Source organism: Thalassobacillus sp. C254 (assembly GCF_001310615.1).
Genome location: NZ_BAXQ01000009.1, coordinates 112,352 through 128,985, shown reverse-complemented (window position 1 = coordinate 128,985; position 16,634 = coordinate 112,352). Strand labels below are relative to the sequence as shown.

Annotated in this window: 15 protein-coding genes and 4 pseudogenes; 5 read left to right on the top strand and 14 right to left on the bottom strand. The window is 43.1% G+C overall.

Annotated features, from left to right (window positions below):
- Positions 1–458: 458 nt before the first annotated feature.
- Positions 459–803: a hypothetical protein gene (locus JCM19033_RS25670; protein ID WP_269758132.1), complete on the top strand. Its 345-nt coding sequence runs from the start codon at positions 459–461 to the stop codon at positions 801–803.
- An 11-nt stretch (positions 804–814) separates the two neighbouring features.
- Entirely contained in the window at positions 815–1,648 is an 834-nt protein-coding gene (locus JCM19033_RS10780) for a phosphatidylserine/phosphatidylglycerophosphate/cardiolipin synthase family protein (protein ID WP_269758131.1), read from the top strand.
- Between the two features lie 72 nt (positions 1,649–1,720).
- Here JCM19033_RS10780 and JCM19033_RS10775 read toward each other — a convergent pair whose 3' ends face one another.
- Together JCM19033_RS10775 and JCM19033_RS10770 are read right to left on the bottom strand one after the other, a co-directional pair.
- Positions 1,721–2,605 carry a diacylglycerol kinase family protein gene (locus tag JCM19033_RS10775; RefSeq protein WP_054636313.1) on the bottom strand — a complete coding sequence of 295 codons (885 nt, stop codon included), beginning with the start codon at positions 2,603–2,605 and terminating at the stop codon, positions 1,721–1,723.
- Between the two features lie 53 nt (positions 2,606–2,658).
- Positions 2,659–3,282: a 1-acyl-sn-glycerol-3-phosphate acyltransferase gene (locus tag JCM19033_RS10770; RefSeq protein WP_054636312.1), complete on the bottom strand. Its 624-nt coding sequence runs from the start codon at positions 3,280–3,282 to the stop codon at positions 2,659–2,661.
- A 349-nt stretch (positions 3,283–3,631) separates the two neighbouring features.
- Between JCM19033_RS10770 and JCM19033_RS10765 the strand changes: the two are divergent.
- Both JCM19033_RS10765 and JCM19033_RS10760 read left to right on the top strand, forming a co-directional pair.
- Positions 3,632–4,722 (top strand): annotated as a pseudogene (locus JCM19033_RS10765) (class II aldolase/adducin family protein).
- Positions 4,723–4,757: 35 nt separating this feature from the next.
- Positions 4,758–5,957 (top strand): zinc-binding dehydrogenase, encoded by a 1,200-nt coding sequence (locus JCM19033_RS10760; RefSeq protein WP_306301314.1) that lies wholly within the window; start codon positions 4,758–4,760, stop codon positions 5,955–5,957.
- Between the two features lie 362 nt (positions 5,958–6,319).
- On the opposite strand, the gene JCM19033_RS10755 is transcribed toward JCM19033_RS10760, so the two are convergent.
- The 8 genes and pseudogenes from JCM19033_RS10755 to JCM19033_RS10720 form a co-directional block, all read right to left on the bottom strand.
- Positions 6,320–6,751: a Ger(x)C family spore germination C-terminal domain-containing protein gene (locus tag JCM19033_RS10755; protein WP_054636311.1), complete on the bottom strand. Its 432-nt coding sequence runs from the start codon at positions 6,749–6,751 to the stop codon at positions 6,320–6,322.
- Between the two features lie 11 nt (positions 6,752–6,762).
- Positions 6,763–6,924, bottom strand: coding sequence for a hypothetical protein (locus tag JCM19033_RS25665; protein ID WP_269758130.1), 162 nt, complete (start codon positions 6,922–6,924; stop codon positions 6,763–6,765).
- Positions 6,921–7,451 carry a hypothetical protein gene (locus tag JCM19033_RS10750; protein WP_054636310.1) on the bottom strand — a complete coding sequence of 177 codons (531 nt, stop codon included), beginning with the start codon at positions 7,449–7,451 and terminating at the stop codon, positions 6,921–6,923. Before JCM19033_RS10750 ends, JCM19033_RS25665 begins: the two co-directional genes overlap by 4 nt.
- Complete coding sequence (locus JCM19033_RS10745) at positions 7,448–8,158, bottom strand: GerAB/ArcD/ProY family transporter (RefSeq protein WP_054636309.1); 711 nt, start codon at positions 8,156–8,158, stop codon at positions 7,448–7,450. Before JCM19033_RS10745 ends, JCM19033_RS10750 begins: the two co-directional genes overlap by 4 nt.
- 13 nt (positions 8,159–8,171) lie before the next feature.
- Positions 8,172–8,534: a GerAB/ArcD/ProY family transporter gene (locus tag JCM19033_RS23425; RefSeq protein WP_054636308.1), complete on the bottom strand. Its 363-nt coding sequence runs from the start codon at positions 8,532–8,534 to the stop codon at positions 8,172–8,174.
- Positions 8,535–8,556: 22 nt separating this feature from the next.
- Positions 8,557–9,911 (bottom strand): annotated as a pseudogene (locus JCM19033_RS25660) (spore germination protein).
- A gap of 262 nt (positions 9,912–10,173) precedes the next feature.
- On the bottom strand, positions 10,174–10,962 hold the full coding sequence (locus tag JCM19033_RS10725) for an alpha/beta fold hydrolase (RefSeq protein ID WP_054636305.1): 789 nt from the start codon (positions 10,960–10,962) through the stop codon (positions 10,174–10,176).
- A 20-nt stretch (positions 10,963–10,982) separates the two neighbouring features.
- Positions 10,983–11,159 (bottom strand): XapX domain-containing protein, encoded by a 177-nt coding sequence (locus tag JCM19033_RS10720; RefSeq protein WP_054636304.1) that lies wholly within the window; start codon positions 11,157–11,159, stop codon positions 10,983–10,985.
- 135 nt (positions 11,160–11,294) lie between these two features.
- On the opposite strand from JCM19033_RS10720, the gene JCM19033_RS10715 reads away from it, so the two are divergent.
- The gene (locus tag JCM19033_RS10715) at positions 11,295–11,480 is read left to right on the top strand and encodes a hypothetical protein (protein ID WP_054636303.1); all 186 of its coding nucleotides are present in this window, start codon (positions 11,295–11,297) and stop codon (positions 11,478–11,480) included.
- An 83-nt stretch (positions 11,481–11,563) separates the two neighbouring features.
- On the opposite strand, the pseudogene argS reads toward JCM19033_RS10715, so the two are convergent.
- From argS to JCM19033_RS10695, 4 genes and pseudogenes are all read right to left on the bottom strand, one after another.
- A pseudogene (gene argS, locus JCM19033_RS10710) lies at positions 11,564–13,232 on the bottom strand (arginine--tRNA ligase).
- A 2-nt stretch (positions 13,233–13,234) separates the two neighbouring features.
- Positions 13,235–13,672 carry a DUF1934 domain-containing protein gene (locus JCM19033_RS10705; protein WP_157049839.1) on the bottom strand — a complete coding sequence of 146 codons (438 nt, stop codon included), beginning with the start codon at positions 13,670–13,672 and terminating at the stop codon, positions 13,235–13,237.
- A gap of 424 nt (positions 13,673–14,096) precedes the next feature.
- Positions 14,097–15,086, bottom strand: coding sequence for a cyclodeaminase (locus JCM19033_RS10700; protein WP_054636301.1), 990 nt, complete (start codon positions 15,084–15,086; stop codon positions 14,097–14,099).
- A 36-nt stretch (positions 15,087–15,122) separates the two neighbouring features.
- Positions 15,123–16,311 (bottom strand): annotated as a pseudogene (locus JCM19033_RS10695) (M24 family metallopeptidase).
- Positions 16,312–16,634: the final 323 nt, after the last annotated feature.

Sequence of the window (16,634 nt, the reverse complement as noted above, 5' to 3'; positions counted from 1 at the left end):
ACCCATCTTGATATATTCATAACGAGTCAGCACCAGCCTGGCAAATAGAAAAAGTCCATAACCTACAACCAGCAGAAAAGCGATCCAGTTTACAATAAGAAACGTTTCCATACTTCCTCTCTCCTTTCCCCTGAGGGTCTTTCCTCCTGCCTGACAATCTGCGTCAAAAGCCTTTCCTGAAAGCTTTTCTTCTTGCCCGCCTGGTCATTCAGTGGATCGAATATTCTGTTTTATGGTCTAAGTATAACAAAAAAGTTAATGAATGAACATTCAGTCACTGAAAATTTTATATATTTTTTTAACCAATTACTTCCTTCATTGCTTTTCCTTTTCATGGGCATAGTAACGATAGTACTGAATAAGGGATGGATGGAAGTTGATATAAGTCATTCTCTCTTTCTTGCTCTAATTCCTTTTTATTCATTTGCTTTTCTTTATTTTCTAAAGGAGGTGTCTCTATGGTTTGGGTGTTATTACTCCTATTGCTTTTATTTACATGGATTCGTATGGACTTTCTCCTTGGCCTGCGTAATCACCGACATACCATTGCTACCCTTCGTTTTCCAAAAAGGCAAGGGCGTGTTCAATTCATGGATGATGGAAAAGAATTTTTTACTTCTTACATTAAAGATATTGAAGAATCTGTTGATCATATTCATATTCTTTTTTATATTTTCAGAGGTGACAGCATAGGCAGTAAATTAATTGAGTTGTTGACAGAAAAAGCAAAGGCCGGAATTGAGGTAAGAGTAATGGCAGATCGCTCGGTTCTCACCTTTCAAAAAAAGATGTTAAAAAACTGAAGGCCGCGGGTGTGCAATTTGCCTATACACGAAAAATTACCCCCCCTTACCTTTTCTTTACTTTTAACAGACGAAATCACCGCAAGATCACAATCATAGATGGAAAAACAGGGTATCTCGGCGGGTTTAATGTTGGAGATGAATACTTAGGAAGAAAAAAGAAGTTTGGTTTCTGGCGGGATTTTCAGCTTCGTATTTCAGGAGATGGCGTTCAGGATTTACAAACTCAGTTCTTTGCTGACTGGAAAGAGTCTCAGCAAACAATCCCGGCTTCAAATGACCGCTATTACCCCGTGCTGCAACAGGGTCCCCATCCTCTGCGGTTCATGCCGACCAACGGCCTTGGTCTTGAAAAGAAGTTCATTCAAGTCATTAATCAAGCTGATTCCTATATTTATATTGGCTCACCTTACTTTATACCAGGAAAGCCGCTGCAAAAAGCTTTGATTACTGCTGCCAGGCGTGGGGTGGAAGTCAGCATTCTCCTGCCAAAAAAGTCAGATCATCCTCTCGTCAAGGAAGCCTCCTATCCTTATTTCAAAGATATGATGGAAGCTCGTATCAATATTTTTCATTATCCGAAAGGGTTTTATCACGCCAAAGCTATGGTCATCGATGACCATTTTTGTGATGTAGGTACAGCCAATTTTGATAAGCGAAGCTTCCATCTAAATAATGAAATTAACTGTCTGCTTTTACATCCTGACATTATATCAGTGGTCAAGGAAACCCTTAGCAGTGATATGAAGAAATCAGAGCAGTTAACATGGGAGAGCTACCGCAGCCGCTCCGTGTTTCACCGGGGTAAGGAAAGAGTTTCTACGTGGATTTCTGAGCTGCTTTAAGTTGTGTTCCTTTCGTAAACGAAATAGGGGCGGCCTCAAAAGTGTACCTTTTGAGGCCGCCCCTTGGTGCTCTTACACCAGGGTAAGAGCTCTTTTTTCGACTGTAATGTGAAGAGGGGTCTGCTTTACTTGTTCACCGTCACTTTGTACGAGAACGGGAGGATCTGAGCTAATATAAATATCTTCTCCTTTTAAGAGGGTGACTTCTTTTGCTGAAATATGTTTCCCCTTAAAAGCTTTAGGCAGTAAGCGTATAAGTTTTCCCCTTCTTAATCCATGCACGACGCAAATGTCCAGCTTTCCGTCCGTGTGGGATGAATGAGGACTGATCTTGATCCCGCCCCCATATGTCGTCGTATTTGCTGCCGCTGCCAGCCAGACGTCTGCAAAGTCCAGCTTTTTTCCATCTACGGTAATTTGCATGTTTGTGGGCTTATATGTTCTTAGTGTATCAAGCACACTTATCGCGTAAGATAAGCTTCCCAGCCGGAAGAAATTCAGATATTTTTTATAAAGTGCCTCATTTACGTTCTTAGCAACCTGCCCGTCAAATCCTATACCGGCAACAGTAAGGGAGTACCTTTCTCCAAGGTTTAACAGGTCCACCTGCTGCGGTCTGTTTTCAAAGATACGTTCAAGAGCCTTCTCGTACGCTAAAGGAACACCGAGACACCGGGCGAAATCATTTCCGGAGCCTGCAGGGATAATACCTAGAGAAACATTTTTATATACTAGTCCATTTACAACTTCATGAATCGTCCCGTCTCCGCCGATAACAATGACTGTCTCTACATCCTTTTCTAAGAGTTCAGCTACAATTTCTTTGGCGTGCATGGGCCTTTCTGTAAAACGCACCACATACTCAATGTTTCTCTTTATTACGGTGCTTTCTACCTGTGACCAAACCTTTTTTCCATACCCATTTCCTGACTCTCTATTCACAATAAACCCAAACATGCTGCGTTCTCCTTTACGTCCGGTTCACTATTCGTCTTCCCGTGCATTTTTCTTTATTCCACTATTCTTCCATGCCCTCTCTCAAGGGCTGCCTCCGGGTGATGCCAGGCAAGCTCTCTTGACTGGTCCATAACAAGCCTTGCAACTTCCTTGTAGTCATCCGTCTCAAGTGCAGAAACCTCAATCGGACTCCCGATGTGAATCGTTACCTTCTTTCGCAGAGAATTCTTTTTTTTATAAAAGGAAATCCCCACTGGTACGATTGGCACTCCTGTTTTCACTCCAAAAAAACCTACACCTTTGGCAGGTTCTACCCGTTTGCCGGTTGGAATTCTCGTTCCTTCAGGAAAAATACCGACAACCTGACCTTCTTCCAAAAGCTTTAAAGCTCTTCTTACAGGACGAATAGCATTTCCACTTTGCCTGTTTACAGGAATGGTATGGAGCTTCAGCATAAGAGACCTCGTCAAACGGCTGCTGAACAGTTCTATTTTCGCCAGAAAATGTATATCGCGTTTAACGAGTATTCCTAAAAACACAGGGTCAAAAAAATTGATATGGTTAGAGGACAGGATCACCGGACCATCTTCCGGTACATTTTCCCTCCCTGTTATTGTTATGCTAAACCGCAGAGGTATAATAACTTTCGCTATAAATTTAAGTACTGTATAAAACAACGTTGTCCCCCCCTTGCTAGTTCAATTATATAGTAAATAAGTCTCTGTCTCTAGAACAGACGTTTAAAAATGACCAAGGTTAAAAATAATGATGATACAAGTTTCGTTCTATCGTAACCTGATGATATACCATTCAGCTGAAATATTGTCAGCTTTCTCATACAGCTGTTCTTAACAGAAAGCTTCTTTCCTCTCTCCACAGACCCTTGCTTTGCTTGACAAACCATTTTTGATTTGAAGATAATGTTGCTATAACATGGAAAAGAAACAATGATCTGCCTAATCAGTATCATTATACACTCGCCACCATCTATTATACACCCAGCTACTAGACACGGAGGGATCATTAATGAAAACCTTTGCATTTAATGGGCAGCCAACACACCCAACTACCGAGTGGCTTTTGAATGGAATGAAAGACGTCTTTTCCAAAGAAGGGTACTCTTATCTTACAGCACCTGAAGACAACACTAACCTGGTCTTCAATGTGATTGACCGTGAATCTCCTCGTCCTTTTCGGCGAAAAGCCCAGGGAACATTTGTTGTTTCCATTGCAGAAACAAACAGCTCTCCTGAGGATATTCACAAGGAAGCCTATCCTTACCTTGTCAGAAGCTTAGCTAATCACTTGATGTATATTGCTCACGGTGATAAGGAAACAGAAGTCCATTTCTTAACACCTGAACAGGGAAGCTACAGCCTCACTTTTTCTACCGAGGAAAAGGAAAATAATGTGATTGAGAGAGTATTTACAAGATTGGAGCCACTTGCTTCCTCCCAGCTTGTCATTGATAACGACTTCGTTGAAGACCTGCCCGAGGAATTGTGGCAGGGTGATCATGTCACCCGGTCTTTAAAAGAATCTGGTGCCAAGCTTGACAGCATGGACCTGCTTCCTGCTCCGTTTCCTTTGGAAGAGGTGTTATCTGACCGGGACATTCGCCATCTTAAAAAGCTTTATGGCATTGGCGGACTCAGCTATGGAACTTAAGCGCCCGTAAAGATAATAACCATTTTTGGATGAGCGCAAGCGGTATTGATAAAGGAAATATGAACGACGTTGGAAAAGACTTTCTTTATATTACCGGCTATGATGATGAGAAAAACACCATGAAGGTAAGCATCCCGCCGCAAATTACACCAAAAAGGGCCTCAGTTGATGCGATTGAGCACTGGATGATTTATAAAGAACACCCTGAGGTTGGAGCGATTGTCCACGTCCATGCCTGGATGGACGGCATTGAAGCCACCGAATTTAACTACCCATGCGGAACAGTGGAGCTTGCAGAGGCAGTGGCTGATATTGTAAGCAAGTCAGAAGATCCCTCTCGCACAGTTGTGGGGTTGAAAAACCATGGGTTAACGATCACCGGGACAAGTCTTGAAGATATTTTTGAACGTATTGAAGGGAAGATCATTCCTCAGGTTCCTATGCAATAAGGAATCAAGGAAAATTAACTTACACAGGTGGTGCCATGAAAGCTGTACAGTTTGATTTAAATTTACCAAAGTATGCCTTTAGTAAAGCTGCAGGAAAAATCAACCCTTCCTTTTATGTCAACTCGCCCTTTACCTGTTTGCAGCTCAGGGAAGTGGAGGCTCCTTCCCTGCCAAAGGAAGATTGGGTGGAAGTGAAAGTGAAGTACGGAGGTATATGCGGCAGTGATTTAAATTTGATTTCCTTAAAAGACAGTCCCTCTACCTCTCCATTCATATCCTTTCCATTTACGATCGGCCATGAGATGACAGGCACAGTTTCTAAAGTCGGCAGGGACGTAAAGGATGTAGCAATTGGAGAAAGGGTCGTGATTGATCCGATACTCGCATGCGAAGCACGAGGCATAGAGCCAATGTGTCATGAATGCCAGCAAGGAAACTATAATCTTTGCCACCATATGAAAGATGGTATTATTTCTCCAGGTCTTTTAACTGGTACATGCAAGGATACAGGCGGCAGCTGGGGAGAGTATCTTGTTGCTCACCAGAGTCAGATTATTAAGCTCCCTGATAACGTGGATGATAAAAATGGTGTGTTAGTTGAACCCTTCAGCTGCGCGTTGCATACCGTTTTGCAAAACCCGCCTAAGCCTAATGATTCTGTCCTTGTGATTGGCGCGGGTGTCATCGGCATTTGTCTTGTGGCTGCCCTGAAAGCCCTTGATTTTCAATGTCACGTTAAGGTACTTGTAAAATATCCTTTTCAAGAGGAGTTAGCAAGAAAATACGGAGCCGATGAAATTTTTTACTTAAGAGGGGATTATGTTAAAGATATTGCTGATTCTTTCGGTGCTGAGGTTCTCAAGCCTGTCATAGGAGAGCCCATTGTTCATGGAGGAGCCGATATCATTTACGAATGTGTCGGCAGCAAAAAGAGTCTCAACGACGCAATCCGTTTCACCCGAAGAGGAGGAAAAATTGTTCTTCTTGGCCTGGCAAGCTTTGTTGACAACCTGGATATGACGATGATCTGGCTGAATGAGCTGGAGATCAAAGGCTGTTTTTCCTATGGAACCGATGTTGTTCATGGCGAAAGAAAACGGACACTGCAAATTGCCGTGGATGTAATGGAAGCTGGCAAGGTGGATCTTTCCCCTCTTGTTACTCATTACTTCCCCCTTGAGCATTATAAAGAAGCTTTGGCAGCAGCTCCAATAAGAAAAAAGAAAATACAATGAAGGTGGTATTTGAACCTTCTATTTTCCGGCTCCCTTCTTAGTTTCATAAAAAAGTAATAGCTGCAGTGATTAGAAACCCTCTGAATCAGGTACTTATTACTGGTTATTTAGACTTAGAACGTGAGAAAATCTCTAATAAGTCAATTACTTGTTTATTCTCTCTCTTGAAAAGGGAAAAGTGAACTAAACCTTTTTAAGAGAGGATGAATGTCATGCTTCGTACAATCTTAATGATTATTGGTCTTATTGTGGTAATTAGTATTATTTTATCTTTCCTTTAAAAAAGACAGAAAAAGAACTCCTGACCGTCAGGAGTTCTTTTTTTATTATTTCTAAATCCTCTGCTGTTTCCCGTAGAAAGCCTACTTTAAATTCCCTGGGCCTGTTTTAAAGAGTCCAGTGTCTTTAATGGTTACATCTACGTCGGCTGTTATATCAACAGCGGGAAACATTTCGTCTCTCCACTTTTCTTCGGACCATTCGAAAGTTCCAAGCTTTTTCTTAACATGCTTTCCAACCCCCAGACTGTCTACTCTAAGATCCTGAAGCTCCTGGGCTATTTCTTCCACCATGTTTTCAATATATACAGCAAGAGTTTGTTCCAGTTCTCTTTGGGCTTCTGGTGAAAATATGTCCATCTCTCCCTGGTACTCATGCAAGGAACCTTTTACATTCGCTTTGTAATTCACCTTGATGTGCTCGGGATCGCTGACATCCACCTCAATGTTTCTATCACTGGTAATAGCAGTAAGTACAATATTTTCCTGTTCTTTCCCCTCAGAACTGAGGTTCACATTAATTTCCCCTATTCGCGCTCCGTCTCGTAAAAAAAGAAAATATTGCTTTTTTTAGGATCAATTTTGGAAACATATTGATCACCTTTAAAAAGAGCGGTTCCGTCCATAATTATTTCGTTTTCCCCTACCTTGACAAGCGTGGCCACAGGTTCTACACCATCGTTGATCAAGTCTCTTGCAAAACTATATAGGTCAACCGGAGGATCGTAAATGACCTTGTTTCTTTTTCAATGATTCCGTCAAGATAATAGTCCGTTCGTTCATGTTCAGGGAAATCAGTCACGATTAATTCATGAGCAGTTCCCTGGGTCACGACTACTTTTACTCTTTTACTGATTGTGGGGTCTCTCACCAGAGTGTCCAGTGTCTCCCATACTCCTTCTTCCGCCAGATTCAGGCCAAATAGAGCGACTCTCATCTGTCCTCCTACCAGCTCACGGCTTGTCTGTCTGGAAAGCTGATGACGAGCATCCCTGCTGCTGGCTGCTTCCATCGTTAAGGTTTCACTTTCGGCTCCTTCAAGCTCCCCTGCTTTTGGCAATTTCATAGTTACCCGAAGTTTCTCTTCCTCTTCACCGTCGTTTATATCATAGCCAATTGTATGGATCACCCCCAGCTCTTCCAAAATTCGTTCGTCCTCGCATCCGGAAACTACCATAAGAAGGAGAAAAATCAGAAAAACAATACGGTTCCTCATCCTTTTTGAACACTCCTTCCCGGCTTTTTAAAAGACAAAATAACTAGTAGTAATATAGGAAGGCCAAACGAAATGACGGTAGCATGCATGGCCACGAGTGCAAGGTGCTCTTGGATTTGATGAAAAGTATCAAGCATTCTTACCGGAATGTAAGTACCGATAATGAGAAAAACGACAAGCCAGGTTGGACGCCTGGGCTTGTATATTCTTTCGAGAGCTTCCTTTGCTGCCCAATAATAAAACCCGACCGTCACCACTACTTTTCCAATAAAAAAGGAAAAGATTAGAGCTTCCGCCCTTTCCACAAAGGGAAGACGTACATATCCAATCAAGTCTAACACTGGAAACATAATTTCACCTATATACTGGGAGCCAAAGAAGCCTAATGAAACAATGGTGGTAGCCATGTAAACAAAAAGAGAAAAGAGATTCCCCAGCACGAGGGCTTGAAACAGCCTGAACTTCTTGTACATCAGGGGAAACAGCAAAAGAATCAGCTCAAAACCTAAAAACGCAGGATATACCTCCAGCACTCCTTCCACATTTGCAATGTTTGAATGAAAAAATAGTGGCTCAGTTCTTCCCCAATCAAATTCCTGCATGGGGAAAGCTAGCACTACCAATGTCCAAATTGACAAGAAAAATAACATGGATGCTGCTTTAACCATACTGTAAGCCTTTGTGTGGACATATAAAACAACTAACATCAATATGGTCACTTTAAATACCCAGGGTGATGTCGTAGGAAAACTGATCATTTGAAAAATAAAACACAAACTGAGCATCTACGAGACACCCTAAAAAAGCCCACACAAGAATCAGGTAGACATAGATGGGATAAGCGAGCCACTTAGAAACTGACTCGAGAATCTCAAATACAGACTTTCCTTTCCCACGGTGAAAAACAAGGGCGATCAGCCAGGCATTGGCTATGGCAATCAGAAAGACAGCAAGGAGTCCAATCCAGCCATTGGGACCAAGATTTTCTTCCACAAGGCGGGGTAAACTAAAGAGTACAACTCCTGTTTGAAGCATGTACGTTAGGAGGATCACATGAAAAACTTGCAGCTTTTCTCTTAGCATAGCTTATACCTCGTTTGCTGACTTATTTAATATACTTCTCTTTAGCTCCCTTTGGCCGGGCCCAATATGGCCCTCGTATAAAGGTAAAAAGCATATCTCTAAGTACCAAAGGCGTTAAAGGAACCATATATGATGTTCTTACATTACGTAAGCTTGCCAGGTGAATAAGAATAAAGACCAATCCTGCTACGAGGCCGAAATGTCCTAAAAAGCCCGCAAGAATAATTAACCCAAAACGAATAACCCTGATCGCTGTGCTCATCAAATAACTTGGGATCACAAAGGAAGCAATCGCAGAAATCGCCACCGTCACAAGAAGGATACCGCTCGCAATGCCTGCCTGCACAGCAGCCTGTCCGATGACAATCCCTCCCACGATGCCGATGGTCTGGCCGATTTTTGTAGGAAGACGGGCCCCTGCTTCTCTTAGAAGCTCAATGGTAAACTCCATCATCAGTGCTTCAACGAGGGGAGGAAAAGGAACCTGTGCTCTTGAGGTGGCAATCTGTAAAAGCAGATCTTCCGGGATAAGCTCGTAGTGGTACGTGATCACAGCAACATAAAAGGCAGTAAACGTAAGTGTAATCAAAAACGCCACTAAACGAAGGAGCCTGGTTGCTGAACTTAATATCCAGCGCTGATAAAAGTCATCAGGGGAGGCAAAAAACTCAAAGAAACTAGTAGGTGTCATCAATGCAGACGGACTGCCATCAACCATAGCTACTACTTTTCCATCAACGAGCTTGGAAGAAATCAGATCTGGTCGCTCTGTCGTCAAAAACTGGGGAAACAAGGAGTTGGGTGATCATCTATATACTGAGCCAGCATTGTACTTTCAAAAAGGGCATCCATTTTCACGCTGGTAATTCTTTTTTTCATTTCCTCTACTGTTTCCTCTTCGGCTCTTCCTTTCATGTAAAGAAGGGCCACATCTGTTTTTGTCACTGTTCCTGCCTGAAAAAATTCGATCTTCAAGTCAAACGATTTAATTCTTCTTCTAATAAGAGAAAGGTTTGTCCCTAAAGTTTCTACAAAGGCGTCGTGAGGACCGGAAACGACTGTCTCCGTTTCACTTGATTGAACAGTGCGGCTTTCAGGCCCGTATACATCTATTAAAAAGGTTTGATTTTTCCAGAACACTGCCGCCTCTCCACTAAGGATGCCATCAACCACTTCAGCAGTCTTTTTCCCAACAGCTGACTGTTCTTCAATAAACAGCTCATTAATGTCTGCTTCTTTCTTTTCCCGGAGAGGGCCAAGAAGGTTTCTCTCAAGCTTGTCTTCTTCTACAAGGTGATTGAAATAAAGAACAGTAGTATCAGCATCTGGAGTCTTTCGTTCAATCAAATCGTCACATCGTTCGAAGTGACGAAGCACTTCTTTTAAAGAAGGAGAGCTGTTCTCTTGTTCTTGAGTAGATTTTGGATGCAATAGTGACCGCTTCACATCTTTTCACCTCCAAACCCTGATCCTTCTTCTCATTATGCTCCACTCTTTCGTATTCATTCGTTACCGAGAAGAAACATGTCGACGAAGGAAAGAATGCTTTCCAACGTACTGCCTGTTTTTCTGCAAAATAAAAACAGCTTCCTTTCTGGTTGAAAAGAAGCTGCTTGAAGACGAGTTTACAAATCAATTTTCAGGTAATAGAACTTAAATGATGCTGTGCAACAAAGCTTCGGATAATTCCATGAAGCTCTTTCGGTTTTTTCGTTGGAATCTGATGAGCAATGTCCTGAATATGAATCAGTTGAATGTTTCTCACGTACTTGTAAAACAAATACTGATAGTAGTGGATGTAATAATCGTTTGCTCCATAGATAGCAGCGACAGGGCACTTTATCTTGGGAAGCTGCTCGGTACACTGGTAATACAAGCTATTGGCATAGAGGTTTTTTAACAGAACCGGATTGCTTGCTTTGGCTGTTTTCTCAATAAAGCGTTGATGTCTTTTGTTCCCTGTGTGAGAGACAGCAAGCCATTTGGCCAGCATCCCTCTAAGGTCCTTTTTCATTCCCCATATTCCGATTTTAATCTGCTTATCAAGAATGTTCGTGCTGACTTCAGGATATCCGCTGATAAGAATCAAGCCGGCTGTTCGTTCCGGGTAAGATATCGCAAACTCGAGAGCCGGGTTTGCTCCGCTAGAATAGCCGCATGGAATGATTTGGTTCACTCCCAGGTGGTCCGCAAGTGCTGCCATGTCCTCGGCCCATTCAGCAATCAAAAGATCATTCCTGCCTCCGTCTCCGCTCTTTCCATGACCCCTGGCATCGAAAGTAATGACCTGAAATTGATCACTCAGCTCCTCCCGCTGGGTATAAAAAGCCGCTGCTCCCATCGCAGGCGGATGAAGAAACATGAGAGGGGGTCCGCTCCCGGTGCTTTCGTAGTATAGATCTGCTCCATTCGAATGAAAATACGGCATCGTCTATTTCACCTCTGCTTTTATGATCCCCCATTAAAAAGAGGGAGAATCCACTGAAAGATCTTATACCCCAGAAAAATTCCTACGATACCCATAATTCCGGCAAAAGCAGGGGGTGCAGGTATGGGCAGGCGAAGGAGCGCAAATAAAAAACCCACTACCGCTCCTGTAAGTAAGGCATAAATAACCTCTTGCATCTCAATCACATCCTTGTTACTATGATTTACTCTAAAGGATTTACTATCCTGATAAATTTTTATTCTAAGGAGTTAGTTTAAACTTCACCTAAACGTGAAATAACAAAGCTAACGAACTTAATAGCAGGTGATACTATGGCAGAAGAAAAGCCTAAACTATTTGAGACCGGTCAAACAGTCTACTATGATGGCGAAGAAATGAAAGTCATTGCTGAATACGACCGGACAATTGTGGCTGAATTCATTGATTTTCCTCTTGTTGGAAAAGAAGAAGAGTTTCCTTATAACAGGATCGTCCTCTTAAAAAATGAAGTCAGTTAACACCCATGGGAAAGGGAGCCTCAGCCTGAGGCTCCCTTTTGTTATATTCCCTGCTTTCCTTGTTAAAAACCTTGCTGCGTTTATTACATTTTTTCAGGCGCAGATACGCCGATAAGCTTCATTCCATTTTGAAGCGTGGTTTGGACAGCTTTTGCCAGAACCAGGCGTGCTTTGGTCTGCTCAGGGTTCTCTGCATCAATCACCCGTTCTGCGTTGTAAAAGCTGTGGAAGGCAGAAGAGAGCTCATGAAGGTAGTTGGTGATCCGGTGGGGAGCATATTTATCGGCTGACCATGCAATCACTTCCGGAAATTCACCTATCTTCTTAAGAAGATCGAATTCTTTTTCTGTGTTAACGGGAGCAAGGTCAGCTTCTACATCAAGATTGATTCCTTTTTCCTCAGCCTGGCGGAAAATACTGCATAGTCTCGCATGGGCATACTGAACGTAATACACAGGGTTTTCGTTTGAGCTGGATACAGCGAGATCCATATCAAAATCAAGATGGCTGTCTGCACTTCTCATAGCAAAGAAATACCTGGTCGCATCAATGCCGACTTCTTCCATAAGATCTCGTAACGTAACAGCTTTTCCTGTCCGCTTGCTCATTTTTACCTTTTCACCATTTTGGTAAAGGCTGACCATTTGTATAATTTGCACTTCAAGCTGCTCTTTATCATAACCCAGCGCCTGTACTGCAGCACGCATTCTTGGTATGTAGCATGATGGTCTGCACCCCAGATGTTAATGACTTTCTCAAAGCCCCGCTCATACTTGTCACGGTGATACGCAATGTCGGGCATTAAGTACGTGTATGTTCCATCGCTTTTTACCAGCACACGGTCCTTGTCATCTCCGTACTCCGTGGATTTAAACCACACAGCACCCTCTTCTTCAAAGGTTTCTCCTTTGGATTTCAAAAGCTCCAGCGTATCCTCTACATTGCCATTTTCGTAAAGTGAGGTTTCGGAATACCACACATCAAATTCAACACCAAAGTCAGCTAAATCTTTCTTCAGCTTGTCTATTTCTCTCTTAAGACCATACGCACGGAAAAAAGAAAGCTGGTCTTCCGCAGGGAGATCCTTTAGCTTCTCGCCGTGCTCTTCGGCAAGCTCCCGGCCAAAGCCTTCAATGTCAGCGCCCCGGTACCCGTCTTCAGGCATATCTACGTCTTCCCCAATCGCCTGCAAATAACGAGCCTGCACAGAAAGAGCCAGGTTTTGAATCTGATTTCCCGCATCATTAATGTAATATTCACGCGTCACTTCATAACCCGCTTTATCAAGGATATTACACAGCGTATCTCCTACAGCTGCACCACGGGCATGTCCTAAGTGAAGATTCCCGGTAGGATTAGCAGAGACAAACTCGACCTGTACCTTTTTGTTTCCTCCGCTGTTTGTTTGGCCGTACTCTTCACCGGCTTGAATAACCGTTGGTATTAAATCTCTTAAATAGCCGTTATCTAAAAAGAAGTTAATAAATCCAGGACCGGCAATGTCTACCTTCTCAATAGAGCCTTTTCTTTATCAAGCTGTGCCGTTAGTTCCTCTGCAATTTTGACGGGGAGCTTTTTTGGCAATGCGGGCCAGCTGCATTGCCATGTTTGTTGCAAAGTCCCCATGTTCTTTTTCTTTGGGTGTTTCTAAAATAACTTCAGGGATCTCTTCTTTACTGGCGAGCCTGCTTTTTCAACGGCTGCTATGATTTCTTCTTTGAGCCGCTCCTTCATTTGCTCTGCTATGTTCATTCTTACGTCTCCTCCTCAATCGAAATCTTCACATCATATCTTCCTGCTGATGACCCTTGGAGCGTCAGGTCGTATCCAAACGAAATATCTCCCTTGTTTCCATCGTCAGACCATTGGATAGATACTTGATCCGTATTCGCTTCTGTCGCAAGTTTGCCAAAAGGGGTTTCATAGCTTCCAGAGGTCACTTCGCCAAGAAAGAAAGGCTGTCTCATGGAAACAGCTCCTTTACGAATGACCGTGATCTGCTCGTCTCCAACCTTTAACAGCGTATTCACTTCACCGATATCCTCAAGGGTTTCCGTAAAGGTCACATAAATAAAATCATTTTTGCGGTACAGCTCTCCTGCCGCTTCTAAATTTATTTGGTCCTTTTGCCCTTCTTGGCTTATATTTGTTGTCATTTCTACATAAATCGGTGTTTTTGCATTAGTAGGCATGTCTTTTCTCACCTTTCTTTTTAAAAGTGTAGCGATTCCCACCTTCTCATGCAAGGGGAGCCTCACTCCTTTTTAAAACTTCCTTTAAGGAGCGCCATTTTCTGCCGGCCTTCTTCATCCTCAGATGTGTGAAATAAAAAAACATTTGTACACTCTATGTTAGAAAAGGACAACCTATGTATGGCAAGACATAAATAACTATGTTCGTCTTCTTGATGGGAAGATCCTTTTAGAAAGGTGATGGTAACGACTATGATACCATATGTCTGACTAATACACAGTATCAACCTTTTATCAGAGGAGAGCAGCCGTATGCCTGTTATGAAGGGAGGTTACGCTATCCTATAATCCTCTGAAAGGGGAGTCCATCCTTCAGGTCCATGCAAAAAGCGGGAGCCTTGATGGCTGTCCCGCTTTTGTATCCTTATTCCTTTTCCCCAAACCATACACCTTTTTCCTGCTCTCGGAGGCGGTCATAACCATATACAGCAATTGCTGTGTCCTGTACCCCCGTTCCCGTTAAATCAGTCACCGTTATCTGTTCATCACTTGTTCTTCCTTTTTTGTTCCCGGCAGCCAGTGCCCCAAGCTCAATGATTGAGTCCTCTTCAGAAACCAGACCTGCCTCTTTCGCGTGGTGATGTTCACCGAACGTAAACACCTGGTTTACCACATCACAGCTTAAAAGGTCTGCTTTTTTTAAAACCTCTGGATGAAGCTCATTTTTCTCTTCTGCATCTGAGCCCATAGCGGTAATATGAAGCCCCGGCTTTATCCACTCTGCTTGAATGATCGGTTCTTTAGCTGGGGTGGTTGTAATAAGAATATCGCTCTTACTTACTGCTTCTTCTGGATTTTCTACGGCTACCACAGGGATTTTAAATTCTTCCTCCATGTCTCTTTTATACTTTTCAACATGCTCTGGAGTTCGTCCATAAACAACAATCCGCTTAAACTCACGCACCAGACTGAGCGCTTTTACTTGATAACGGGCCTGGGTGCCTGTGCCGATCACCCCTACCGTATCAATTTCTTCCTTTGCCATGAATTTGGCTGCCATGGCTCCTGCTACTGCTGTTCTGACATCTGTTAAATATCCGTTATCCTGAAGAACAGCTTCCGGCACACCGGTTTCTGTGCTAAAGAGAAGCATCATGCCGCTCAAGCTGGGAAGACCGATTTTGTAATTATCAAAGAAGCCTGAAGATATTTTTAAAGCAAACTTGTCCATTCCTTTAATATAAGCGGTCTTCACATCGACTTCGCCGTTGTTTTCAGGAATGTCCACCCGTAAAATAGGCGGGAGAGTCACCTCTCCCTCTTCGAATCGTTTAAAGCCTTCTTCGATCAGGGACAATGCCTTCTTGTCTACCTTTACAATGTCCCGAATATCTTTCTCTGAAAAAATATACAAGCCCATCACTCCTTTTCACAGCTTTCTACCATACTTCTAGATTGCCGTTGAAAAACCTGGCTGAACAATGAGAGAACGAGGATAATCTACTAAGGTTTCACACCCTTTATCAGTCACAATAAAGGACTCACTTATCTCTACCCCCATATTGTCGAGCCAAATACCTGGAATGAGGTGAAAAGCCATATTGGGCTGAAGAATTGTATGATCGCCCGGTCGTATTGACGCTGTGTGCTCTCCCCAGTCTGGCGGGTAGTTGACACCGATGGAGTAGCCAATACGGGAATCCTTATTAAATCCATGCTTTGAGATCGTATTCCTCCAGACTCCTTCGATCTCCTCACATGTTAATCCTGGCCGTATGGAATCGAGGGTGTTTTCAATGCCTTCTGTCACTGCATAAGCCAGCCTTTGCAGCTCGGCATCCGGTTTGCCCAGTACGACCGTTCTTGCAAGGGGCGCATGATAGCGACGGTAGCAGCCTGCAAGTTCAATGATGATAGGCTCTCCCTTTTTCAGCGGTTCGTCTGTCCAGGTCAAATGGGGAGCAAAGGTGAGCTCTCCCGCAGATCAGAGGAACAATGGCCGGGTAATCGCCCCCTATTCCGTTTGCTCCTCGAATCTGAGCCGAAGAAATAGCTGCTGCAATGTCACAGGTTCTTGTTCCTTCCTGAATGGCACGAATTCCTTCATTCATCGCTTCCTCGGCAATAGCAGCCGCTCTTTTCATAAAAGTAATTTCCCTGTCTGATTTAATCATTCGCACATAGTTAACCAGGTTTGTTGTATCAGCAAATGCCGCATCAGGAAGTGCTTGCTCTAAATGATTCATAGCTTTAGCAGAAAAATAATATGCGTCCAGTTCTACACCGATTCTTTTCGCATGCTTTCCTTTGCTTTTGAGCCACCGTCCCGCTTCATCCATGGGATGCTTGGTTTTGGCATGCACAAATTCGTCCCCGTAGGAAAGCAAATGACTTTCAGGAAGCCACGTGGTCGCCTTGGCCCCATTTACATCCTGGCCCCTTCCAAACCAGTAAGGCTCCGGTTCATCAATAAAAATCATTACCATTTGTGATACATAAAAAGACCAGCCATCATACCCGGTAATGTAGTTCATATTGGCCGGATCACTAATTAACAGCAGCTCCACCCCTGCTCGTTCCATTTCCTCTTTCACTTTGATCAGACGCTCGTCATATTCTTGTTTTGGAAAGGCTGTCATTGATCGCATTCGGCTGCCTCCTTTGTCGTTCATGTTAAAACCTTGAGAAAAGAGCTGCAGACAACCATCATCCCTGCAAGGTAAGCTCTTTTTACTATCTATTTCACGAGAAGATTCCCCTTCAGTTTGTTTTACTTTTACTTTCCCCTGCTGCCGGCAGTCTGCTTCCTTTCTTTTACAGACAGCATTCTATGGTCAGCAGCTTACGGCTTTCTGCTTTTCTTTCCATGCAACAGCCTGCCCAGCTGGTTTTTATGAGCCGGGAGGAATAGCTTTATACTTTTCAATATATTATGTAAGGAACGGAAAGCATGATTACTTTT